The sequence below is a fragment of the Pseudomonas sp. yb_2 genome, from assembly GCF_043103905.1.
Lineage (GTDB): Bacteria > Pseudomonadota > Gammaproteobacteria > Pseudomonadales > Pseudomonadaceae > Aquipseudomonas > Aquipseudomonas alloputida.
This window is the reverse complement of sequence record NZ_JBICKH010000052.1, coordinates 144,403-164,756: the sequence shown is the minus strand read 5'-3', so window position 1 is coordinate 164,756 and position 20,354 is coordinate 144,403. Positions and strand designations below refer to the sequence as shown.

The following is a 20,354-nucleotide window of genomic DNA, read 5'->3' as shown; positions in this document are numbered from 1 at the left end:
ATACGTTATGGCTTCCGCCCGAACACAGCGTTCGTAGTAGTGGCGCTTGGCAAGCGGGATTATCGCTCGATTCTTTAGGCACAGCTTCACAAGTTCCGACAGCAAATAGCCTCGTACGTCATACTGCGCATCAACTGCCCTGATCAATGTCGAGTAGCAATCGCGGAAGAGAGGTCGTTGGATGTTGGGGCTTGGGAGTGCATATTCACTTCTCATCTTATATTCCTTGAGGCGCCATTCGGCTGTTGCGTAGGGCTGCAGGCGTCGAACGTCTCGTACGCATATGGCGGAGCGCATTCAAAAATCCATTGGCCAGGGGCACCAGGTCTAGAATCGCCCTAAGTCCTTGCGCAGGATCTGGATACGATTATCTGCTGACACGATTCCGCCTAGGTTTTACCTTCGCTGCGGCCAGCACCTTGTCTTGTGCAGACGCTAGCAGTGCTTTCGGTGCGACACCGCCAAGATAGGGATTTTCGGACTGGAACCATGCTGCGATTGACCAGTCATTCATCCGAGCAGATAGCACCGACAACACATCGCAAAGCCCGTGAATCGGTTGGTATCCATTGCTACCGTCTAAGCCATATGTAGGGAAAAAATCAACCTTGCCCGGTCGCAGAGAAAAGATCTTCCCATTAGCCAGCAGCTCATCAGGGTCTATCTCGACGCCAGGGTTGGAAGACAAGGCCAGATGAATCCACTGCTTGGCTGATATCCAGTCTCCGCTTTGGAAAAGCCTAGAGCGGATTATGCCTGCAGAAACGCCTTCCGCCAAAATCGAATGGGGTACCGATTCTGCGGGGAGGAAGCAGTCGATAATGAGGTCTAGCGCTTTTTGGGGATACTCGCTCAGCCTCCACTCGAATAGGTCGTTGTACATCTGCAGCCCGCCGAGGTACGCGTCGATCGTCCTGTCTGAATTGGCCTCAATCGACAAGGTGGCAATCAAGCCCATCTTGTTTTCAGGCATGTCCGATCCAGCGGCAGGCTCGTACCTAGTTTGGATGCGCGCAAAGGGAGTACTCATAAGCACCTCCAGCTAAGGGGCTAAAGATCGCTGCATCAGAGGGCTGAAATCCACCGGGGATTCTCGCAGCGCAGATAGCAGTATGCGGCACTCAGCTTTTGAAGCTTGTTTTTCCGATCAATCGCGACTGCTTGGCTCGGTTGCGGTAGCGCAATGCCTCTATCGGCAGGTGAAGGTCTCACGAGCCCTCCCTGCGACGTTATCTAAGGTTTCGCTGGCTCGAATACGACAGCTGCTCTGTCAGGTGGGCACTGTGGTCAAGATAACGATGTAACCCAAATGCTAGTACTCAAGCTTGAGACGGATCACTCAGGTCCGCTCCATCTCCACTGGCCCATACCAGCCCTTGGCGGGCATGGTGACGCAGACGGTAAGTGACCGGCGGTGGCTGCTCGCTGACTCGTTTGCTATCCCACACCGTCACAGAAACAAAAGAGTCTTTCGGCCAAGCGCGCCAGTCGCCTTGGTCGGGACCATCGATCACTAGTAGGGGCTTGCTTAAATCGCGAGTGGTACTCAAGTTGTTCCTCCTGCCCTGGCGCATCACCATGGGGGCATCAAATGATGCTCAATGACGTGGAAAAAGCGTTCTTCCCAGCTTGGCTGCGGCCCCGACACCGTTCTGGGCCTCATTAAGAATGTCACGAGAGAAGTAGTCTGCGAGCCGTGCGCGGCTCTCTATCTCCTGCCGGATATCTTCTGGATCAATGTTTGGAAGATCCACACGATAGGCCGCGTGATGAACCAATGCGGCAGCCTGGAAAAGCGCGTCGGAAAGTCGGTATCGATCAAGTCCCAGTGCTGCGCATGCTTCGAGGATGGTCACCGCATCGCTTTCGGTTCCGCCAGTGATACGCTGGTCTGGCAAGGTGGAGTGTCTACGAAGATGCTCCACGTACTGACGTAGCGAAGGAATCGAGAGACCTATGGAGTAATGCTTAATGTACCAAGGACCGATAATGTCGATTTCGTCCTGAGTGATGGCCATTTCCTGGAAGTACCCGGCCCATGCTTCCCGCATGTCCTCATCTATACGCTCCTGACCAAGGCTGGCTAGATGTTCGTTGAGGCGTTTGACTAAGCGGAAATAGTCGAGTCGTACAGGCGGGTCGCGATACTCATCCATAATCAGCTCCAAGGTTGAAGTCGCCGATGAGTTTCCGCTGGTACGGTGATGGTGGTCAAGATCGCCATCAGGTGCGGCCTCCAGCACAGGCTGGCTGAGCAGCTAAAGGTCCGACCCTTTTCGATTTCACACCTACAATCCGTCAACTGTATGCGCTCAACCGATACCACTAAGCAAGGCGGTGTATTTCTATGGATTTGATGGCACTGATTCAGCAGGCGCTTGAGGCGTCAGGGAAGCTGCGAGACCTTTCGAAAAAGCTCGAAGATGCGGACTTCAAAATGATACTCGCAGATCTTCACAGCGCCTTGGCTGATGCGAAGCTTGAGTCTGGGGAATTGAAGATGAAATTAGCATTGGCGCAAGAGGAGATAGTCAGGCTCAAGCAGGTGATTGAGCAGCGAGACAAAGGTAAACCCACCTACAACTCTGAGGGGGTTTATACCTTTGAAGGCGAAGTCGGTCGCTTCTGCACTGCTTGCTGGGACAGCGATGAGCGCAAGATGCGCTTGACCGACCTGGCCAGCGAATTTCGATTTGTCGGTCAGTGGGAATGCCCCAAATGCCATGCAGGATATGGCGCAAAGGACGCATGAGGTCCCTGATCGGGCCAATCGTTCATCCGTTTTTTTGGCAAAGCTGTGCGTAATGAGCTAACGAGCGTCGAGGTCGACAGTCTTGGCGAGGACCTGCAGGGGCTGGATATCTGAGCGAGGTTGGCCAAGCGCTTTTCTGATTCTTCTGTGTTGGCTATTGGCTCTGCATCCATTGTGTGGGATCGACCAGGTGCCATGATTGTGCTTCACGATCAAAGTCCGTCCATATCTCCTGCAGCTTGGCACGGTCACCTTGAAAAAGAGGGCTGTCCAAATGAGCGAACTGATCGAACTCGGCGAAGGGCAAAACAGTGCCGGCGCCGCTGTAGCAGAACCAGGAGCCCACCACCTGAGCAATTTCTGCAATTTCACGCAAAGCTTGCTTGGCATCTGCCAGGCCCCATCGCTCTAACATGCGCCCTTGCCGACTAGCCTCAGTTGCAGCGTGTGCGATGTCCACGTTCACATGTTCAATGACGGAAGATAGCCGGCCTAGGCGGGACTCCAACATGTCGAATACCTCGATCCGTATCAGATCATCCGGTCTGGATGCACCTGCGCTCACCCCGCTTAGCCAGTCGAACTCCTCGTGCCGCTTAACCGCTAGCTCATAGTGGTATTTCGTGGGCACCCAGTACGATCGCTTCCCCTGCTGGAGTTGCTCACTGGCGAATTTGTCATAAGCGGCGTGTGTGCTGCGGTAATTGTAATTCAGCTCAGCGATATCCCTGACGTATACCAGGCGCGTGAGCTTTCCACGCGAGGCGCGGATGTCGGCGATTAAGCTACCTAATGAGCACACGCTCCTCGGGCCGCGAATAGGTTCGACCTCTACGAGTCTGCGGATACCCTGCATGGTTCCTGCCCAGAATCCGCTAGCTAGCATGTCCATGATCAAAATGTTCAGCTGTTTTTCGCCGCAGACCGTGGGAGCTTGGCGCACCATTTCTACGACACATGAATACGCCGCGATGTCCCACGCCATTTGATTCAACGCTTTAGTGATGGCGTTCTCTTCGGTCTCAAAAACTCGCTTCCATTCCGCGATTCGCTTACGCATTGATTTCACCCCTTGGTTCCCCGCGTACAACCCACTTAGTCGCAGTAGCTTCGAGGATTACGAACGCCTCAAAAAAATAACTGCTTTGGAGCAAGGTCCCATGAGGAGTCATCGACTTCGAGCTGATGAACCGGGCAGTTAAGAATTTGGAGTTCAAGACGTGCAACAGGGTCGCTGGCTAACGAATTTTTTGCACCTAAGTAAACGGCCTCGATGGGAACTTCTTGCCGATACAAGTGCAAGCCAAGGGGCAAGCCTTTACCTGAAACGTAAGCACGAAGTGGGTCTCCTAGAAAATCCTCGTTTTCCTCGAGCAGGTTGTCCGCGATCTTTACGACGCGTACTTCTTCCTCGTAAACCCAACTGGCATGCTTTGTCAGGAACAAACGCCGAGCCAGTGCTTGCTGCCCGTAGGTCTGGGTAGCCGGTGCTCCAAAGCCTTGCTGGTAGACGCGCTGCAGTGTATCCATGGTTTCGGGTGTCATTTTGAATGGCGATTTTGTGTGCGTGTAAATGACGTCTCCCGTATCCGCAGGGATTAGGTTGTACTCCTGCGAATTCAGGAACTGACCGCTAACGTCATAGGCGATGACCACGCCGGTATGTTCTTTGCCATAGTGAGCCCACATCAGGGGATTAAACGGGCTACGGGTCAAGCTGAGGATCACAATCTGGTTCTTCAATTGCTCAATCTGATCGCGCAAGGTGTGCATCTTCGATAGCGGCCCATCACCGTTGGATAGAGCGGTCAGTTCAAAAGGATCATTGAAGTTCGAAGGGGTACGAAATCCCAGCCTGCGGCTTTTCAACGCCTCGCGACCGCCGCGTGCATCGTAGTATTTATAAAGAATCATCGGTCTGTCTCCTCGAAAATTTCGAACAACATCTCACTACTAACCTGCTTTTGCTCTGATTGACCTGATAATTCAGGTTGGCGGCTTTGATTTTGTCAAGTTTGTATGTTAGTGGTGCAGTGCTAAGGTGCGCAGTTTAGTGCGGTTGCATCAATTCCTGCTCGTATTTTAGGGGATGACCAGTATGGCTTTAGCTCTAAGTTGGCAGATATGGCGTCTAGAGCGGTTGTTAGTTCAGGTATGGTTTCTTGCACGAAGCTGACCTTTGCTGGTGTCGTATCTTCGCCGTGTATGGCTGCGGAGCATATTGCATATATTTCCATTATTGGTGATACGAGCTCTTGGGGCAATATTCCAAGTCCGGCCAATTCTCGAATGATTCGGGTTATCGGTTCTTTGCGATTTGTAATGTTCTGAGCATACGGTCTGTAAATTTCCCTGATTCGACTTTCCAGTGCATATCTGCCAGCGAACAGGGTTTTAGCATCAGCGGGGATGTCTTCGTTGTCGCGAGAATGCTTTTCGGTTGGATTTTTCTTAGGGGGTTCTCCAGATTCTGACATGTATTCAGATACCGCCCGTTTAACCGCTTCACCTATATCGTGTAGCTTAGAATCTGGTGCGGGGGTCAAAGGGAATCCAATATTGGTTATCTGGCGTAGATCGTTGCTTTGCTGTATGGACGATTTAATAGACGCAATCTCTGCTGACATGTTTTCTTTTAATTGTGTTACTTCTTTTTTGAGTTTTACTCCTGGTAGCTCAATTTCAGAGTAAAAAGGCCCGATACTCAGTGCTACCCAGACCACGAAAGCAAGGGCGTCGAACCATGAGGGAGTCCCTGATTGGAGTTTGTCTAGCCGGCTGAATAAGTAGTAGCCGATTAGCGCTAGCAAGGCTAGCCACCACAGTGTCTTGAAATGCTTATGGATATCCATGTTGCCAGTACTCGAAAATACAAATTTGTGCGAGAAGCTAGGGCTACTTAAACTGTAGCCCTAGCTGACGCTGTCTGCTTAGTCTTTATGGTCCCGTACAGCTACGGTAAAGTCTTCAATGATTTTTGTGGCGGTAAGGCCATAGGCATTTAAGTTGTCATTAATTTGCCGTTCAGACAGGTCTTTAAAGTCCTGGTGCTCAAAAGTTTTAAAGAAGTTAGAGATCTGGGCCTTGAGTTTATTCAGCGGTTTTTCTTTCAGGACTACCACTTCATTTAGAAATGCACCTGCACTCTCAAGGTTGTTGCTTGGGTGGATTATGATGTTCAGGGACTTGCCGCCGTTATAATGCTTAGTGAACCAGGCGCAAGATCTGTTCATTTGTTCTGATTCGCGCTTGTCGATTTTCGCTTTGTTAGGAAGTGCATCGTTCTTGCACTCCCATAGCAAATAATCAGTATCGTTAATTGCCCAAAGGTTGTCGGGACCTTCTTTCCAAATCTTGTCGGGGCGCTCACCTTTGAAGCCTAATGCAAAGCTGAGTTTGTCTAGCGCATCTTCGAATTTGTCTGCTTTCTTACCAAAGCTTAATGTGTCCAAAATTTCTGTTAGGTGCAGGTTTAATTGCTCGTAGGAGCCAAAATTGGCAGTCCAGGACTTAATGCGCTCCAGCCTGCCTTGGCTTGACGTTGTGAGCTTGCTGAATGAGACTCCAGATATCGGTGCAAGTAATAAAGGATTTGAACGGTGAGCGACGACTTGGTACTTGTTCGATTGCTCACGCTGATGCAAATAGCTATACCGAGCCATGAGCTGGAGATACCAGCCCCGGTCTTCCTGTCCCAAATTATTGGAGTCAACGATCGCTTGGATGGCAGCAACGGCTTCGGTATGTTTACCTTGCTGGTAGAGGATCTCCGCGTCCAGCTCGTCTTTATAGATTTTGAGCAGCAGCTGGTTTGCGCCGCGTTCTTTTACTGACTGCATTCGTTGAATGTAATAATTTTTCCAGCCGCTATCTCTTTGTAAACTTTGACTGAGCATTCCAATAAATGCTTTTCGAGGGTCTGAAGCGCTGACATCCTCTCGAGCCATCATCGAAATTTCGATGCCGATTTCTAGTTGCGTAGCTACCTGAGACGAGAGGTATTTTCTAGAGTTTTTATCTCGGATGAGTCGTATTAGCTCGGGTCCAGTTAGGACTGCGGCAGCGTAATCTTTTTCCCCCCGTACACATCTACCGAGACCCTGCTCGACAGATCGTACCGCTCGCATCATTGTGGCCTCAGCATCTGGGCGACAATCTTCTTCGTACAAATCAACAAGGTTTTGGGAGTACGGCTTCCCGTCAAAAATCAAGATCCGACAGTCATTATCTGGTAGGTCGATTCCATCGTACCTATTGACTAGCACCAAGGCTTTCTCATAATTCTTATTTTTGAGCTCAGCCAATCGTAACTGGATGCTTTCCGCATCCGCAATTAATGCCCCGTAGCTACTCCAGTCTCTACTGTTATTAAAGCTGTTGACTAAAGCAACTCGGCCAAAGTCTGTCTTGGGCCAGGCATTGCCAAAATACTTCACCAGAGTCTCTCTATCCAAAGACTCGTCCATGAGGGACGGGATAAGGACCATTTTTTCCCCAGACCATTTTTCTTTGGCATAGGTTAGCGGTGATGTAATTGTCCCTGGAGTGAGCCTTAAACCCTTAACAAGAAAAGCGTCATCAGTAACTGTGGCCGACATGAAAATTCGGTGGTTGGCCTTCCAGTAGGATCCAAACATTTCGAGTGGTGCGATATATGGCTCAATTTCAATGCTGGAGCCGGAAATTATACACTGGCACTGATTTAGTCGGTCTTTAATAAGTGGCCAAGTATATCGAATACTTTTTTTATCCTGGTGCCGAGACAGTATTCTTGCGATTTCTTCAATGTTGTCTAACCATGCCCAATATGGAACGGGAAGGTATGAGCCGTACCTCTTGTTTTCGATGTCTGCAAAAGTCCCTTCCCCCTGTCTTGTTAAATGATGAGCGAATAAAGATAACAACTCGCTGTAAGCGTGCTCGTCTTGAGGTATTTTAAGAGAGCATGCACTTCGAATTCTATCGGCGCAGGCATGGGCATCATCCATTAAGATGGATTCAACTTTGAGGGATCTAGCTCCAAGTGAGAATTTTGTGACGCCATTGAAAAGCTTTTGGACAGATGTGACGTAAATTTTTTCGCCGCTTGTAAATTCGTCAGGTATGTCGTCGGAGTCATCGCATACTTTAATGCCGAATAACTTCGCTTGCTCTTTTGTCTGGCTTATAAGTAAGTTGTCAGGGCATATGTAGAGTGCGGGGCCTTTTTTTTTCATTTATCAAAGACTGCAGCATCAGCAGTCCTATTAATGTTTTGCCTTGGCCAGTATGCAGCTTAACAATTGTGTCTCGTTGAGTGCGATGGTTTGTGTGCCATTCGGTAAGAACTTCTTGCTGTGCCTCTCTCAGAGGACCTTTGTCGCTAGCTCTGTCCAACGTTTCATAAAGCTCGAGCGGGTCAATTTTGCTCTCTTGTGAGATATTCAAAAGCTTTGAATTGAAGTCGACCATCTGACAATTCCTGCTCCATGTGCGCTGCCTGCACGGTTGATGTAAAGCACGGTCGCCTTCAGCCTCAATAGACGTCCCTGCCTAATAGCAGCGTCAAGCTATCATTTCGAGTGGCACATGGCCATTGCTAGCTTTTTGCTTGTATTGCTCTCAGTGACGGCATTGTCAATAGTCAGCAGGGGCTGAGCGCTCAATGCCTCAATGCGAGGGCGGGATTCAGAAAACCGCCTTATGTCAGGCGATGCAAGCGGCCAGCATTGTCATGGATGGGCTAACATGGCTGGATCATTTCGGATGCTGAGCGGATGGAAGCTATGTAGATCGCGGGGGTGGAGGGTGCAAGTCACTCCCAAGCCACTCTCCCACTTTTCCAAAAAGTCGAATGCAGCGATTCCGCAGGCTTGGCAATGACATAGGTGATCGCTCGTTTGAGCGCGTGATGGCCCGGCCGCAACAATTTTGGTTCTCCTGATCAGCCACTAGCGTATCAATGCGCGGATGTTGACTCTGAAGCCCTACCCGGAAGAAATCCGAGGACCGTTTTAGGCGAGCTGGCTCCGCGTAGCCCCACAGGAGCAGTCATGCGGGGCTGTGTGTATCAATCCTCGCCTGGCCCTTTGGGTTCGCTATCGATCTTGCGCTTGATGATCCGCACTGCCTCATCGACCGATTTGCCCTCATCGATCAGTCGAACGAGGTCAGCGTGCAGGTCAGAGCGTAGTTTTGGAAGACGTTTGAGGGCTGCCGCGACATCCCGCTCCTTGGAGTCAAAAGAGAAGTTGGGGTTGATCACCGTCAACTCAGGCATCGGGAGCGAGTCGTCTTTCTTGTCAGGGGTGTTGCTTTCGTTGCTGGAGGACATCAGGTTTCTCCGTTGAGGGAACCCGTAGGCTACAAACTATCTTGCCCTGCCGGCAAGGCGCGTTGAGCGCTGCCGATTTACGCGAGCTGGCCACCTACATGCGGGAGGAGGGCCGGAGGGTAGTTGCGGTCATTTGACCATCTGTTTGCATTCGACTCGACCACCCAATTGCATTCGGCTTGATCAATCGGTTGCGATCAGTGCCACTTAGTGCGCCTGAGCTGGGTATGGCTTTGGTTATAATTCAGCTTCGCTTTCTGAAATGATGTGCTTCATCACTGTTTCGAAGGGGGGTTGAATGACGGCTTATGGAGAGCGGGTGTGGGATGTAGTCATCATTGGCGGGGGGCAAGCGGCTTTGGCAACCGCCTACTTCCTTCGCCGCACGGAGCTTTCGTTCATCATGCTCGATGCCGAGGAAGCAGCGGGCGGAGCTTGGCGACACGGCTGGAATTCCCTGCGGCTGTTCTCGCCGGCCACGTGGAGCTCCATTCCCGGGTGGATGATGCCACCTGTCCAGGATGGCTATCCGTCTCGCGAGCATGTCATCGACTACCTCACCCTGTATGAGGGGCGCTATCAGTTTCCGATCGAACGGCCGGTGCGTGTTACCTCAGTTGAGCGCGTTGCCGGCGCGTTACGTGTCCATTCCGAGTCTGGCCATTGGGATGCCAAAGCAGTGGTCAGTGCCACAGGCACTTGGAGCAATCCGAACATACCTGCCTACCCCGGCGCTGAGCTGTTCCGTGGCCAACAGCTGCATTCGGCTAACTACGTTGAACCTCAGGCCTTCTCTGGCAAGCGCGTGCTGGTCGTTGGCGGCGGCAACTCCGGCGCGCAGATTCTCGCAGAGGTTTCCAAAGTAGCGGATGCGACCTGGGTAACCCCCACTGATCCTCTCTTCCTACCCGATGATGTAGATGGCCGAGTGCTCTTCGAGCGGGCTACGGAGCGCTGGAAAGCGCAGACGGAGGGGCGTGTCATTGAGCAGCCGGTCGGCGGTTTGGGCGACGTGGTGATGGTCCCGCCTGTGGTGGAGGCGCGTGAGCGAGACGTTCTGCACGCGGTTAGACCCTTCGCTCGTTTCACCCCTGACGGTGTGGTCTGGGCAGACGGCTCGGAGACCGCAGTCGATGCGGTGATCTGGTGTACCGGGTTCAAACCCGCCTTGGGACACCTCGCCAGCCTTGGGGTTGTTACTGAGCAAGGACGTGTAGAAGTCGAAGGGACGCGATCTGTGAGTGAGCCCAGACTGTGGTTGGTGGGCTATGGCGAGTGGACAGGCTCTGCCTCGGCGACCTTGATCGGAGTGACCCGCACGGCCCGAAGTACCGCAGCAGAAATTGAGCAATTTGTGGTGAGAGCGGAGGCCTGATGGCCTCCGCTTTTTCTCGCGAATCAGTGCGTCTGCTGTGCCATTTCACTGTGCCTGGGAAGCGCAATCGAGATGAGTGCGGCGGCCAATACGAAGATGCTGGAGACCCACAAACAAGCCTCCAGCCCATAGGCCTGAAACACCCAACCTGACAGCAGTGTGCCGACCAAGCGACCCAGGGCGTTGGACATGTAGTAAAAGCCCACATCCAGTGAGACGCCGTCTTCCTTGGCATAACTGACGATGAGGTAGCTGTGCAGCGATGAGTTCACCGCGAACAGCACGCCGAACAGCATCAACCCACCGAGCAAGACTACCTGCGCCGACCAGCCCGCCGACAGGCCCACGGCAATGAGCGCAGGCAGCCCGGCCAAGGCGATTGCCCAAATGAAGGCTGCTCGGCCATCGGGTAGATGACCACGGCTCTTGCCGGTGATATGGGGGGCAAACGACTGGACAATGCCGTAGCCGATTACCCACGCGGCCAAGAAGCCTCCGACCAGCCAGAAATCCCAGCCAAACGCAGAGCTCAGGTACACCGGCAACGCCACGACGAACCAGACGTCCCGGGCACCAAACAAAAAAAGCCGTGCGGCGGAGAGGATGTTGATTGCCCGGCTCTTGGACAGCATGTCGCGGAACTTCGGCTTGGCCTTGGCTTTGCCCAAGTCTTTTTTCAGCAGGATCATACTGCCGATCCAGATCAGGGCCAGCACCGCCGCCATGGCCAGTACCGCCTGGGTGAAACCGAGCAGCACAAGCAGTGCTCCTCCGAGGAAGAAACCCACGCCTTTGAGCGCGTTTTTCGAGCCCGTCAGGATGGCCACCCATTTGTAGAGAGTGCCTTGCTGGCTGTCCGGCACTAGGAGCTTGATGGAGCTCTTGGCGCTCATCTTGTTCAGGTCCTTGGCGATGCCGGAGAGCGCCTGGGCGGCCATCACCCACGGCACCGTCAGCGAGGCTGCTGGTACCGTGAGCATCAGCAGGGCAACGACCTGCATACCAAGGCCGATGTTCATGGTGCGGTTTAGTCCCAGGCGGGCGCCGAGGTAGCCGCCCACCAGGTTGGTGATCACGCCGAACACTTCGTAGAACAGGAACAGCGCCGCAATCTGCAGCGGCGTGTAGCCCAGCGAATGGAAGTGCAGTACCACCAACATGCGCAATGCGCCGTCGGTGAGGGTGAAGGCCCAGTAATTGCCGGTAACCAGCAGGTACTGACGCACTTCCGCAGACAGGGCTGACAACGCCTTCATGATCGCCGTTTACTCCGCCATGCCGACCAGGCGTGCCAGTTCCGCAGCACGGTTGGCGTAGCCCCATTCGTTGTCGTACCAGGCGTAGATCTTCACCTGGGTGCCGCTGACTACCATGGTCGACAACGCATCGATGATCGAGGACCGCGGATCGGTGCGGTAGTCGATGGACACCAGAGGGCGTTCTTCGTAGCCCAGGATGTCCTTCAGCGGCCCTTCGGCAGCGGCTTTCAGCAGCGCGTTGACCTCTTCAGCCGTCGTCTCACGTTCCACCTCGAACACGCAATCGGTCAGGGAGGCATTGGCCAGCGGTACACGCACGGCGTGACCATTCAGCTTGCCGCGCAGCTCGGGGAAGATCTCGGCGATTGCAGTAGCCGAGCCCGTGGTGGTCGGGATCAGGCTCATGCCTGAGGCACGGGCACGACGCAAGTCCTTGTGCGGTGTATCGAGGATGCTCTGGGTATTGGTGAGGTCGTGAATGGTGGTGATCGAGCCGTGACGGATGCCCAGGTTCTCGTGGATCACCTTGACCACCGGGGCCAGGCAGTTGGTGGTGCAGGAGGCGGCGGTGACGATACGGTGCTGCGCCGGGTCGAACAGGTGCTGGTTGACGCCCATTACCACGTTCAGTGCGCCTTTCTCCTTCACTGGGGCGCAGACGACCACACGTTTGACGCCCTGATCCAGGTAGGCCTGGAGCACGGTTACCGACTTCATCTTGCCGCTGGCCTCGATGACCAGGTCGCAGCCCGACCAGTCGGTGTCCGCGATGGTCTTGTTCGCGGTGACCTTGATGCACTTGCCCTCGATCACTACCGCATCGCCTTCTGCGCGGGCTTCACGGTGCCAGCGTCCGTGGATCGAGTCGAAGTTGATCAGATGGGCATGGGTCTCGGCGTCACCGGCCGGGTCATTGATCTGTACAAACTCAAATTCCGGCCAGTCCCAGGACGCGCGAAGCGCCAAGCGACCAATACGACCAAACCCATTGATACCTACTTTGATAGCCATGTTCTTGTTCTCGAATCGCGATTAGCGAAAGGTCAGAGGGTGTCGCTGAACTGGTTGATGTACTCAACGTGTGCAGGGTTCTGAATCGCACGTGGGCGCAGGGCCTGGACCTGGGCAACAGCTTCCTGCACAGGAATGCCGCACTCGATCATCAGGCGGGCCGCAAACAAGCCGGTGCGTCCAGAGCCGCCCTTGCAGTGAATGGCGATCGTCTCACCGGTCTTCACCAGCTCTTTCAGGCGTTCCCGGTGAGTTTCCCAGGCAGCAGCAAACGGCTCACCGGGTGCTTCGTCGTCCTCGACTGGCAGGTGGAACCATTCGAGGCCGAGCAGTTGGCACTCCTCGGGAAGCAGATCGATCTCGTTCTGCAGCAGTTCTTCACTCGGCATCAGCGTTACCAGCACGCTCGCGCCGGCTTCGTGCAACGTTGCCAGAGCCTGAGATACCGATGTCTCCTTGGTACCTGGGCACGGAGTGAAGATCAGCTGGCCGACCAGTTCGGAGTTAGCCAACACGGAATACGGGTGCAATTGCATGCTCACAAAGCCTCAAATGGATCGTTGATTGACACGCTTGGATAATTCTTCAGCCGACTCTTTACGTTCGGAGTAGCGATCGACCAGGTAGTCGGAGCGATCACGAAGCAGCAGGGTGAACTTCACTAGCTCCTCCATCACGTCGACGACACGGTCGTAGTACGAAGAGGGCTTCATGCGGCCCGCCTCGTCGAATTCCAGATAGGCCTTCGGCACGGACGACTGGTTAGGGATGGTGAACATGCGCATCCAGCGACCGAGGACGCGCAGCTGGTTGACCACGTTGAACGACTGCGAGCCACCGCAGACCTGCATCACCGCAAGGGTTTTGCCTTGGGTCGGGCGCACGGCGCCCATGCTCAGTGGAATCCAGTCGATCTGCGACTTGAACACACCGGTCATTGCACCGTGGCGTTCCGGCGAGCACCAGACCATGCCTTCGGACCACAGCACCAGATCGCGCAGTTCCTTGACCATGGGGTGGTCATCAGGCACGTCATCCGCCAGTGGCAGCCCGGTCGGATTGAAGATGCGCGTCTCGGCACCGAAGTGCTCCAGCAGGCGCGCCGCTTCTTCCGTCAGCAGGCGGCTGAACGAGCGTTCGCGGGTCGATCCGTACAGCAGTAGGATGCGAGGCTTGTGGGTGGACTTTTGCTCGACTGCCAGTTTGTCTTCTGTCGGCAGGTCGACCAGATCGTTGTCGATATTTGGGATGTGGTGTTCGGCCATGATTTACTCCTGAGACAAGGCGCCAGATGGCTGATCGAACCAGCGGCGCTTGAGCCACATGGCCACGCCCACCAGGGAGATAAGTACCGGCACTTCCACCAAGGGCCCGATGACGGTGGCAAACGCGACCGGCGAGGCAAGACCGAAGGTGGCGATGGCCACGGCAATGGCCAGTTCGAAGTTGTTGCTCGCTGCGGTGAACGCCAGCGCAGTGGTACGTGGATAGTCAGCTTCCAGCAGCTTGCCCATCCAGAAGCTGATGAAGAACATCACCACGAAGTAGATGGTCAGCGGGATAGCGATGCGCAGCACATCTAGCGGCAGTTGCAGCACCATGTCGCCTTTCAGGCTGAACATGGCGACGATGGTCAGCAGCAACGCTACGAGGGTCAGCGGGCTGATCTTCGGAATGAATCGCTCCTGATACCAGGTCTCGCCCTTGCTGCTGATTATGATCTTGCGGGTCAGGAAACCGGCCAGGAACGGGATACCCAAATAGATCAGTACCGATTGGGCGATTTCGAGGAAGCTGGTCTCGATGACGCTACCCTCAAGGCCAAACAGTGGCGGCAGCAGGCCCAGGAAGATCCAGGCGTACACACTGAAGAACAGGATCTGGAAAATGCTGTTGAAGGCGACCAGACCGGCCACGTACTGGTTGTTGCCACCAGCGATCTGGTTCCACACCAGCACCATGGCGATGCAGCGCGCCAGGCCGATGAGGATCAGGCCGGTCATGTACTCAGGCTTGTCGGAAAGGAAGACAACGGCCAGCCCGAACATCAGGACCGGGCCGATCACCCAGTTCTGGATCAGCGACAGGGCAAGGATGCGCTTGTCCTTGAAGACCTGCGGCAACTCCTCGTATTTCACCTTCGCCAGCGGTGGGTACATCATGACGATGAGGCCAATGGCGATGGGGATGTTTGTCGAGCCCACCGACAGACTGTTCAGCCACGCTGGCAACCCCTGGAACAGGCTGCCCAGCCCTATGCCCAGGCCCATGGCCAGAAAGATCCAGACCGTCAGGTAGCGGTCTAGGAATGAAAGTCGGCTCTTGCTCATGGTGGATCTCCCTAAACGTCAGAGCGTTCCGATGCGGGCCAGCTCGACCTTGAGCTGGGCGGCATCCATTTGGTCGAAAGGCAGCGCGATGAATGCCTTGAGGCGTCGCTTGATCTGCTCAAGCGTGTTGTCGAACGCCGCGTCCAGCTCGGCGGCGCTACCGTGCAAATCCGAAGGGTCAGAAAGTCCCCAGTGCGCTTTCACTGATGGTCCGAAGAACACGGGGCAGGCTTCGCCAGCGGCCTTGTCGCAGACGGTGATGACAAAGTCCGGTGCCAGCTCGGCATGCGCGTCACTGGACTTGCTACTGAGGCCTTCGGTGGAGATACCGGCACGCTGCAGCGCGGTGATGGACAGCGGGTGTACCTCACCCTTTGGCTGGCTGCCGGCGCTGTAAGCCTTCATGCCGGCCGGAGCCAGGTGGTTGAAAACGGCCTCGGAGAGAATGCTGCGGCAGCTATTGGCGGTGCAGAGGAACAGAACTTTCATCGGTTTTTCTCGGCAAGGTTTAGCAGCAGGTGGCGACGCGTTGTGGGCGATCACCCATGGTGTCCAGTCGTTTGGTGCTCGTACTTAGCCATTCGCGGTTGGCCTCAAGCGTCGTTGCCAGGACCTCACGTACCCAGGCGGGAAGCGATGGATGCAGCCGGTAATAAACCCACTGGCCCTGGCGGCGGTCTTCCAGCAGGTCGCACGTGCGCAGCTGCGCCAGGTGGCGGGAAACCTTGGGCTGGCTTTCTTCCAGCGCGCAGGTCAGTTCACAGACGCAGAGTTCTTCCTCGCGAGCGATCAGCAGCATCATCCGAATGCGGTTTTCGTCGGCGAGGCATTTGAAGACTTTGGTGGGGGTAAGCGAGTCAGTCATAGCGATTCTCAGTGTTTGGTTTTCACGAGGACGAACATCTTGATGCGCTCATGAATCTCGTGAAGCGTGTGTCGGAAGGCGTCGTGATGGTCACTGGTGACAGGGTCTTCGAAGTTCCACGACAGTACCTCGTCGAAGGCAGGCAACGCATGGCACTCATGGGCTGCCTTGTCACAGAGCGTAATCACGTAGTCGAACTGTTCCCCTGCGAACTCGTCGATGGACTTGCTGCGTAGAGCCTTGGTATCGATATCGAGATATTCGAGGGCCTCATAGGTGCGCGGGTCGACTTGGCCAGGTTGGGTACCTGCGCTGAAGGCTTCGAAGTGCACGGAGTCCGTATGCCGTAGGAGAGCTTCGGCGAGCTGGGAGCGAGCAGCGTTTGCAGTACAAACAAACAGGACGCGGATCTTGCCGGTCATCACTAGGCACTCTGTATATGCGTTTTCTCGAATATACGCTTTTTCGAATGTATCGCAAGCACTTGATGATCGGTGGCTGGATTTCTGGCTGCAGTGGAATACCGGATGACGAATCTGTAGGAGGCGTTCGTCCGCCCGCTTCACCCGCTAGGATTTACGTCCAGCAGGTCGAAGGGGCAGGAGCGGAGGGGGGACTCAGGTGCGGCTTGCTGGAGTGCAACAGCTCGATTTCGGGACTGGCTTGGTCAGAGGCTCCGGTGAACTGCAGCAACTGGCCTGAGTAACGGGCTTGGGCGTGCAGCAGCTTGAAGCTTCATCTTGCTCCTCAAACTGAAGGCTGCAGACACCGGTTTCAGGCAGTTCGAGTTCGACACGCCGTGCCGCTTCCCAGTCGCCCGCGAGCCCGGCCACGATTGAGCGGACCTGCTCATAACCGGTGATCATCAGGAACGTCGGAGCACGACCGTAGCTCTTCATGCCTACGATAAAGATGCCTGCGTCGGGATGAGATAGCTCATCGATACCATGGGGGCGAACGGTACCGCAGCTGTGCTCATTCGGGTCGATCAACGGGGCCAACTGAACAGGGCTCTGTGTAGCGGGGTCGATGGCCAGTCGTAGCTCGCCCAGAAGCTGCAGATTTGGGCGGAAACCTGTGGCGACGATGATCTCATTCACCTCTGACAGTCGTTGGCCATTGCTGTGCACGACCAGCCCCTGTTCGGTCGTGTCGACCTGGCTGATGGCGATGTCCTGGTGCAGCGAGATCTTTCCCTGTTCGAGCAATGCACGGATTCGCAGACCCAGGCTGCCGCGTTCGGCCAATTTGTCATTGGCACCACCGCCCAGAATTTTATCTAGCGAGTGTCCGCGAATAGCCCACGAAACCTGGGTGCCGGGCAATTGGACCAGATCCTGAAGAGCGTTGAATGCCGAGTGTCCACCCCCTACAACCAGTACTCGGCGCCCGAGATAACGATCACGCGCATTGCCGCTGACATCGGGAAGCCCGTAGGCAATATGCGCTTTGGCGTTCAACTCCCCCAATGCCGGAATGCCGGATGCGCCCATCCAGTTTGGGGTCTCGTACGTGCCCGAGGCATCGATGACTGCGCGAGCTTGGATGTCTTGCTCACCCTTTGGCCCTTTGACACGCACCAGGAACGCGGCAGATTCGCGGCCTTTGGTTTTCTGCACATCAGCGCCGACTTTCGTCACAGCAGTGACGCGAGAGTTCAGATGAAGTCGTTCCTTGATGACTGGTAGCTCAGCTAGCGGGAGCAAGTAGTGATCCAGCAGTTCACGACCTGTGGGGTACGTGTCGGAATCAGGCGCTTGCCAGCCCGTTGCCGACAGTAACTTTGCAGCCTCCTTGTCTACGTTGTATTCCCACGGCGAGAACATGCTGACGTGGCCCCATTGGCTGATGCTTTCTCCAGCCTGGGCGCCTGCTTCAAAAATGAGTGGGTTCATACCCCGGGCCAGTGCGTGCGCAGCCGCCGCCAGCCCCACGGGGCCGGCGCCGATGATTACGATGGGAAGATCAGATTGGCTCATGCTCGTTCTCCTGTGTCAGGTTGGTTGGAGGGGAAGACTCGTTCAACGATGGCGCAATCAAGCCAGCGTCCTTCAAGGCATGCGTGTTTTTCATAGACGCCGACCTTTCTGAAACCGCAGGACTGGCAGAGCGCGAGGCTCGCTTCGTTGAGGGTGAAAATGCGGGAAAGGACTTTCCAGAAGCCCCGTGCTTCTGCTTCGTTCAACAATGCGTTCAGCAGTGCTTTTCCGATGCCACGCCCACGGACATCACGCCGCAGGTAAATCGAGAAATCAGCGATGCCGGCATAGCAGGAGCGCGACCGGTAGCTGCTTAGGTTTGCCCATGCCACTACTGCGCCGTTCAGCTCGACGACCAGCACCGGGAAGCGAGACATATCGGCAACCCAGGGCTGTACATCCATAGCGGTTCGAGGCTGGGTCTCAAACGTGGAGCTGCGGTCTTCGATCCCTTCGTTGTAAATCGCGGCGATGACTTGAAGATCGCTGAGATGGGCTAGGCGGATATGCATTTGGCCTCTTATTTTGGTTGGCACTGACAACAATTTGCGTAAAAAAAGGCCCATCACTCCTTCAGGGCCAGAACCGAGTAAGGTTCGTCGATCAAGCCGCAACGGACCTCTGTGGCGCGGGTTAGTTGCCGCAGAAGCGTTAGCGCTCCTTGGCGTACTTCCGGAGTCATGCCACTGATCATTTCTTTCTCTTCAGCAATCAAATCGGTGCGGATGCGCTCGTACAGATTGATGCCGGCTTCGGTGACCTGGACGCGTACGGCGCGACGATCTTCGGGATCGTCAATACGTGTGACGTAGCCCTTGCGCTCCAGCGTGTCGACCACGCGGCTGGCTGTACTCTTGTCTAAAAACATCTCTTCGGCCAATGCCTGCAGACGTAGCGGACCCTGCTTTACTAGCGTTTCAACGGCGTAGCACTGAGTAACGGAAACGTCGTAGCAGCAGATGCGGTCACGATCCCTGAACTGGTGAACCCGCACTAGCTGGTTTAAGGCCTCATACAGAGCTTCGGCGTCCTGACTCAGGTCGTCGTTACATTCGTGCGGCATATCATTTCCAATTGGTTGTTACTTACAACGATAGGTGGGATGAGCATAGTCGTCAACTCGCCAGTCACCGGATTGACGGGTGGGGGATCGGTCGACTATCTTGGTTGTCACTACCAACTAAATAGGCAAGCTGCCGTGACACGACACGAAGCGCACCTGCCAGTCAGCGAGAACCGTTATCGGTTGGTGCTCACTTTGGGCGTAACTCAAATCTTGGCTTGGGGGTCGACGTTTTACCTACCTGCTGTCCTCGCCGGCCCAATCACCCGAGATACGGGGTGGTCGCTATCGTCTGTCGTAGGTGGATTATCCTGGGGCATGTTGGTAGCCGGTCTATGCGCACCACTTGCTGGGAGAATGATTGATCGGCGTGGCGGACGTTCTGTACTTGCCTTCAGCTCGTTTATGCTAGGCGCTGGGCTTCTAGTGATGTCTGTGGCGAGCAATTTGTGGCAATACTACCTGGCTTGGTCGCTACTGGGCGTGGCCATGGCCTCCGGCTTGTACGATGCGGCATTTGCTACGCTGGGCACGCTCTTAGGTGAGCGCGCACGGGGAGCAATTACTGGGCTTACTCTGATAGGCGGTTTCGCCAGCACAGCCGGATGGCCTGCGATCGCTGCGCTGGAGTCGTCGATCGGCTGGCGGGAAACCTGTTTGATACTTGTCGCGGTGCATGTGCTAGTTGGTCTACCGATTCACTGGTTGGCTGTGCCCAAGCCGACAAATCACGGAAAGCAATCCGCTCCTGGAGCTTCGATCCCTCTTACACTTGATGAAGGTAGTCGCCGACTATTTTGGCTCGTTGCAGGGCTGTTGACGGTGATTGCCTTCGTCATGGCCACTCTTTCCGTGCACCTGCTCACCGCGCTCAAGCAACTGGGGCTACCGGCAGTAACGGTATTGGCGGTTGGTATGGTAATTGGACCGGCCCAAGTGGTGGCTAGGGTACTGGAGTTCTCCATCGCTCCGCATCTTCATCCGAGCTGGTCCGCCCGTATCGGTGTGCTGGTGAGTTTGATTGGCATCTGTCTGTTTATTCCCGGCGTGCCTTGGTTGGCATTTGCCGCAGCAGCGCTTTACGGTGCCGGCATGGGCATTCTCACTATCGCGAGAGGTACATTGCCATTGGTGCTGTTTGGGGCGGAGGGGTACGGCACAAGAATGGGAGCACTGGCGCGGCCCATGCTCCTGGCACAGGCCGCAGGCCCATTAGCTGCGGCCCTAGTGTTAGGCGCACAGGGCGCCTCGGTGATGCTCCTGCTAACGGCGATGCTGATCGCTGTGGCGTTGCATTGCAGCTTTCGTCTGCCTATTCGATCGTCGAGTTAATACACCTCTAGGAGTGCGTCACGGGCCGCCGAAGCTGGGGTCAGTTAGCAGGATTTCGTTCTAGTAGGGCGCTAG

22 protein-coding genes are annotated in these 20,354 nt (G+C 55.1%); 3 read left to right on the top strand and 19 right to left on the bottom strand.

Going from position 1 to position 20,354, the window contains the following annotated elements:
• Positions 1–367: 367 nt before the first annotated feature.
• Positions 368–973, bottom strand: coding sequence for a hypothetical protein (locus ACF8FB_RS12715; protein WP_392511426.1), 606 nt, complete (start codon positions 971–973; stop codon positions 368–370).
• 625 nt (positions 974–1,598) lie between these two features.
• A complete protein-coding gene (locus ACF8FB_RS12710) occupies positions 1,599–2,156 on the bottom strand; it encodes a hypothetical protein (protein ID WP_392511425.1) in 558 nt (185 codons plus the stop codon).
• A gap of 191 nt (positions 2,157–2,347) precedes the next feature.
• Between ACF8FB_RS12710 and ACF8FB_RS12705 the strand changes: the two genes are divergently transcribed.
• The gene (locus tag ACF8FB_RS12705; RefSeq protein ID WP_213660379.1) at positions 2,348–2,752 is read left to right on the top strand and encodes a hypothetical protein; all 405 of its coding nucleotides are present in this window, start codon (positions 2,348–2,350) and stop codon (positions 2,750–2,752) included.
• Between the two features lie 154 nt (positions 2,753–2,906).
• Here the strand turns inward: ACF8FB_RS12705 and ACF8FB_RS12700 are convergent, their stop codons facing one another.
• From ACF8FB_RS12700 to ACF8FB_RS12675, 6 genes are all read right to left on the bottom strand, one after another.
• Positions 2,907–3,812, bottom strand: a complete 906-nt coding sequence (locus ACF8FB_RS12700; RefSeq protein WP_392511423.1) for a hypothetical protein — start codon at positions 3,810–3,812, stop codon at positions 2,907–2,909.
• Between the two features lie 68 nt (positions 3,813–3,880).
• A complete protein-coding gene (locus tag ACF8FB_RS12695) occupies positions 3,881–4,666 on the bottom strand; it encodes a DUF2971 domain-containing protein (protein ID WP_392511422.1) in 786 nt (261 codons plus the stop codon).
• A 122-nt stretch (positions 4,667–4,788) separates the two neighbouring features.
• Positions 4,789–5,604: a hypothetical protein gene (locus ACF8FB_RS12690; protein WP_392511421.1), complete on the bottom strand. Its 816-nt coding sequence runs from the start codon at positions 5,602–5,604 to the stop codon at positions 4,789–4,791.
• Between the two features lie 78 nt (positions 5,605–5,682).
• Positions 5,683–7,968: a helicase C-terminal domain-containing protein gene (locus ACF8FB_RS12685; protein WP_392511420.1), complete on the bottom strand. Its 2,286-nt coding sequence runs from the start codon at positions 7,966–7,968 to the stop codon at positions 5,683–5,685.
• Positions 7,931–8,203, bottom strand: coding sequence for a DEAD/DEAH box helicase family protein (locus tag ACF8FB_RS12680; RefSeq protein ID WP_392511419.1), 273 nt, complete (start codon positions 8,201–8,203; stop codon positions 7,931–7,933). The genes ACF8FB_RS12685 and ACF8FB_RS12680 overlap by 38 nt, the downstream gene beginning before the upstream one ends.
• Positions 8,204–8,801: 598 nt before the next feature.
• Entirely contained in the window at positions 8,802–9,065 is a 264-nt protein-coding gene (locus ACF8FB_RS12675) for a hypothetical protein (protein ID WP_392511418.1), read from the bottom strand.
• A 298-nt stretch (positions 9,066–9,363) separates the two neighbouring features.
• Here ACF8FB_RS12675 and ACF8FB_RS12670 point away from each other — a divergent pair, with 298 nt between their 5' ends.
• Positions 9,364–10,440 (top strand): ArsO family NAD(P)H-dependent flavin-containing monooxygenase, encoded by a 1,077-nt coding sequence (locus tag ACF8FB_RS12670; RefSeq protein WP_392511417.1) that lies wholly within the window; start codon positions 9,364–9,366, stop codon positions 10,438–10,440.
• Between the two features lie 23 nt (positions 10,441–10,463).
• On the opposite strand, the gene arsJ is transcribed toward ACF8FB_RS12670, so the two are convergent.
• The 11 genes from arsJ to ACF8FB_RS12615 form a co-directional block, all read right to left on the bottom strand.
• Entirely contained in the window at positions 10,464–11,696 is a 1,233-nt protein-coding gene (gene arsJ / locus ACF8FB_RS12665; RefSeq protein ID WP_392511416.1) for an organoarsenical effux MFS transporter ArsJ, read from the bottom strand.
• 9 nt (positions 11,697–11,705) lie between these two features.
• Positions 11,706–12,710 (bottom strand): ArsJ-associated glyceraldehyde-3-phosphate dehydrogenase, encoded by a 1,005-nt coding sequence (locus ACF8FB_RS12660; protein WP_392511415.1) that lies wholly within the window; start codon positions 12,708–12,710, stop codon positions 11,706–11,708.
• 32 nt (positions 12,711–12,742) lie between these two features.
• A complete protein-coding gene (locus ACF8FB_RS12655) occupies positions 12,743–13,246 on the bottom strand; it encodes a cyclin-dependent kinase inhibitor 3 family protein (RefSeq protein ID WP_392511414.1) in 504 nt (167 codons plus the stop codon).
• Positions 13,247–13,258: 12 nt separating this feature from the next.
• Positions 13,259–13,975 (bottom strand): arsenical resistance protein ArsH, encoded by a 717-nt coding sequence (gene arsH / locus ACF8FB_RS12650; RefSeq protein WP_392511413.1) that lies wholly within the window; start codon positions 13,973–13,975, stop codon positions 13,259–13,261.
• Between the two features lie 3 nt (positions 13,976–13,978).
• The gene (gene arsB, locus ACF8FB_RS12645) at positions 13,979–15,040 is read right to left on the bottom strand and encodes an ACR3 family arsenite efflux transporter (RefSeq protein ID WP_392511412.1); all 1,062 of its coding nucleotides are present in this window, start codon (positions 15,038–15,040) and stop codon (positions 13,979–13,981) included.
• An 18-nt stretch (positions 15,041–15,058) separates the two neighbouring features.
• Complete coding sequence (locus ACF8FB_RS12640) at positions 15,059–15,529, bottom strand: arsenate reductase ArsC (protein WP_392511411.1); 471 nt, start codon at positions 15,527–15,529, stop codon at positions 15,059–15,061.
• A 19-nt stretch (positions 15,530–15,548) separates the two neighbouring features.
• Positions 15,549–15,905 carry a metalloregulator ArsR/SmtB family transcription factor gene (locus tag ACF8FB_RS12635; RefSeq protein WP_392511410.1) on the bottom strand — a complete coding sequence of 119 codons (357 nt, stop codon included), beginning with the start codon at positions 15,903–15,905 and terminating at the stop codon, positions 15,549–15,551.
• 8 nt (positions 15,906–15,913) lie between these two features.
• Positions 15,914–16,327 carry an arsenate reductase ArsC gene (locus ACF8FB_RS12630; RefSeq protein WP_392511409.1) on the bottom strand — a complete coding sequence of 138 codons (414 nt, stop codon included), beginning with the start codon at positions 16,325–16,327 and terminating at the stop codon, positions 15,914–15,916.
• A 195-nt stretch (positions 16,328–16,522) separates the two neighbouring features.
• Positions 16,523–17,884, bottom strand: coding sequence for an NAD(P)-binding domain-containing protein (locus ACF8FB_RS12625; protein WP_392511408.1), 1,362 nt, complete (start codon positions 17,882–17,884; stop codon positions 16,523–16,525).
• Complete coding sequence (locus ACF8FB_RS12620; protein ID WP_392511407.1) at positions 17,881–18,396, bottom strand: arsinothricin resistance N-acetyltransferase ArsN1 family A; 516 nt, start codon at positions 18,394–18,396, stop codon at positions 17,881–17,883. The genes ACF8FB_RS12625 and ACF8FB_RS12620 overlap by 4 nt, the downstream gene beginning before the upstream one ends.
• Positions 18,397–18,449: 53 nt before the next feature.
• Complete coding sequence (locus ACF8FB_RS12615; protein WP_392511406.1) at positions 18,450–18,947, bottom strand: MarR family winged helix-turn-helix transcriptional regulator; 498 nt, start codon at positions 18,945–18,947, stop codon at positions 18,450–18,452.
• 39 nt (positions 18,948–18,986) lie between these two features.
• On the opposite strand from ACF8FB_RS12615, the gene ACF8FB_RS12610 reads away from it, so the two are divergent.
• Complete coding sequence (locus tag ACF8FB_RS12610) at positions 18,987–20,279, top strand: MFS transporter (protein ID WP_392511405.1); 1,293 nt, start codon at positions 18,987–18,989, stop codon at positions 20,277–20,279.
• The last annotated feature ends 75 nt before the right edge of the window (positions 20,280–20,354 follow it).

Excerpts from the sequence above, each read along its gene's own strand:
- ACF8FB_RS12615 (WP_392511406.1), bottom strand. The coding sequence starts at position 18,947 with ATGCCGCACGAATGTAACGACGACCTGAGTCAGGACGCCGAAGCTCTG.
- ACF8FB_RS12635 (WP_392511410.1), bottom strand. The coding sequence starts at position 15,905 with ATGACTGACTCGCTTACCCCCACCAAAGTCTTCAAATGCCTCGCCGAC.
- ACF8FB_RS12690 (WP_392511421.1), bottom strand. The coding sequence starts at position 5,604 with ATGGATATCCATAAGCATTTCAAGACACTGTGGTGGCTAGCCTTGCTA.
- ACF8FB_RS12705 (WP_213660379.1), top strand. The coding sequence starts at position 2,348 with ATGGATTTGATGGCACTGATTCAGCAGGCGCTTGAGGCGTCAGGGAAG.
- arsB (WP_392511412.1), bottom strand. The coding sequence starts at position 15,040 with ATGAGCAAGAGCCGACTTTCATTCCTAGACCGCTACCTGACGGTCTGG.
- ACF8FB_RS12655 (WP_392511414.1), bottom strand. The coding sequence starts at position 13,246 with ATGCAATTGCACCCGTATTCCGTGTTGGCTAACTCCGAACTGGTCGGC.
- ACF8FB_RS12685 (WP_392511420.1), bottom strand. The coding sequence starts at position 7,968 with ATGAAAAAAAAAGGCCCCGCACTCTACATATGCCCTGACAACTTACTT.
- ACF8FB_RS12680 (WP_392511419.1), bottom strand. The coding sequence starts at position 8,203 with ATGGTCGACTTCAATTCAAAGCTTTTGAATATCTCACAAGAGAGCAAA.
- ACF8FB_RS12670 (WP_392511417.1), top strand. The coding sequence starts at position 9,364 with ATGACGGCTTATGGAGAGCGGGTGTGGGATGTAGTCATCATTGGCGGG.
- ACF8FB_RS12625 (WP_392511408.1), bottom strand. The coding sequence starts at position 17,884 with ATGAGCCAATCTGATCTTCCCATCGTAATCATCGGCGCCGGCCCCGTG.
- ACF8FB_RS12640 (WP_392511411.1), bottom strand. The coding sequence starts at position 15,529 with ATGAAAGTTCTGTTCCTCTGCACCGCCAATAGCTGCCGCAGCATTCTC.
- ACF8FB_RS12610 (WP_392511405.1), top strand. The coding sequence starts at position 18,987 with ATGAGCATAGTCGTCAACTCGCCAGTCACCGGATTGACGGGTGGGGGA.
- ACF8FB_RS12620 (WP_392511407.1), bottom strand. The coding sequence starts at position 18,396 with ATGCATATCCGCCTAGCCCATCTCAGCGATCTTCAAGTCATCGCCGCG.
- ACF8FB_RS12630 (WP_392511409.1), bottom strand. The coding sequence starts at position 16,327 with ATGACCGGCAAGATCCGCGTCCTGTTTGTTTGTACTGCAAACGCTGCT.
- ACF8FB_RS12675 (WP_392511418.1), bottom strand. The coding sequence starts at position 9,065 with ATGTCCTCCAGCAACGAAAGCAACACCCCTGACAAGAAAGACGACTCG.
- ACF8FB_RS12695 (WP_392511422.1), bottom strand. The coding sequence starts at position 4,666 with ATGATTCTTTATAAATACTACGATGCACGCGGCGGTCGCGAGGCGTTG.
- arsJ (WP_392511416.1), bottom strand. The coding sequence starts at position 11,696 with ATGAAGGCGTTGTCAGCCCTGTCTGCGGAAGTGCGTCAGTACCTGCTG.
- ACF8FB_RS12700 (WP_392511423.1), bottom strand. The coding sequence starts at position 3,812 with ATGCGTAAGCGAATCGCGGAATGGAAGCGAGTTTTTGAGACCGAAGAG.
- ACF8FB_RS12710 (WP_392511425.1), bottom strand. The coding sequence starts at position 2,156 with ATGGATGAGTATCGCGACCCGCCTGTACGACTCGACTATTTCCGCTTA.
- ACF8FB_RS12660 (WP_392511415.1), bottom strand. The coding sequence starts at position 12,710 with ATGGCTATCAAAGTAGGTATCAATGGGTTTGGTCGTATTGGTCGCTTG.
- ACF8FB_RS12715 (WP_392511426.1), bottom strand. The coding sequence starts at position 973 with ATGCCTGAAAACAAGATGGGCTTGATTGCCACCTTGTCGATTGAGGCC.
- arsH (WP_392511413.1), bottom strand. The coding sequence starts at position 13,975 with ATGGCCGAACACCACATCCCAAATATCGACAACGATCTGGTCGACCTG.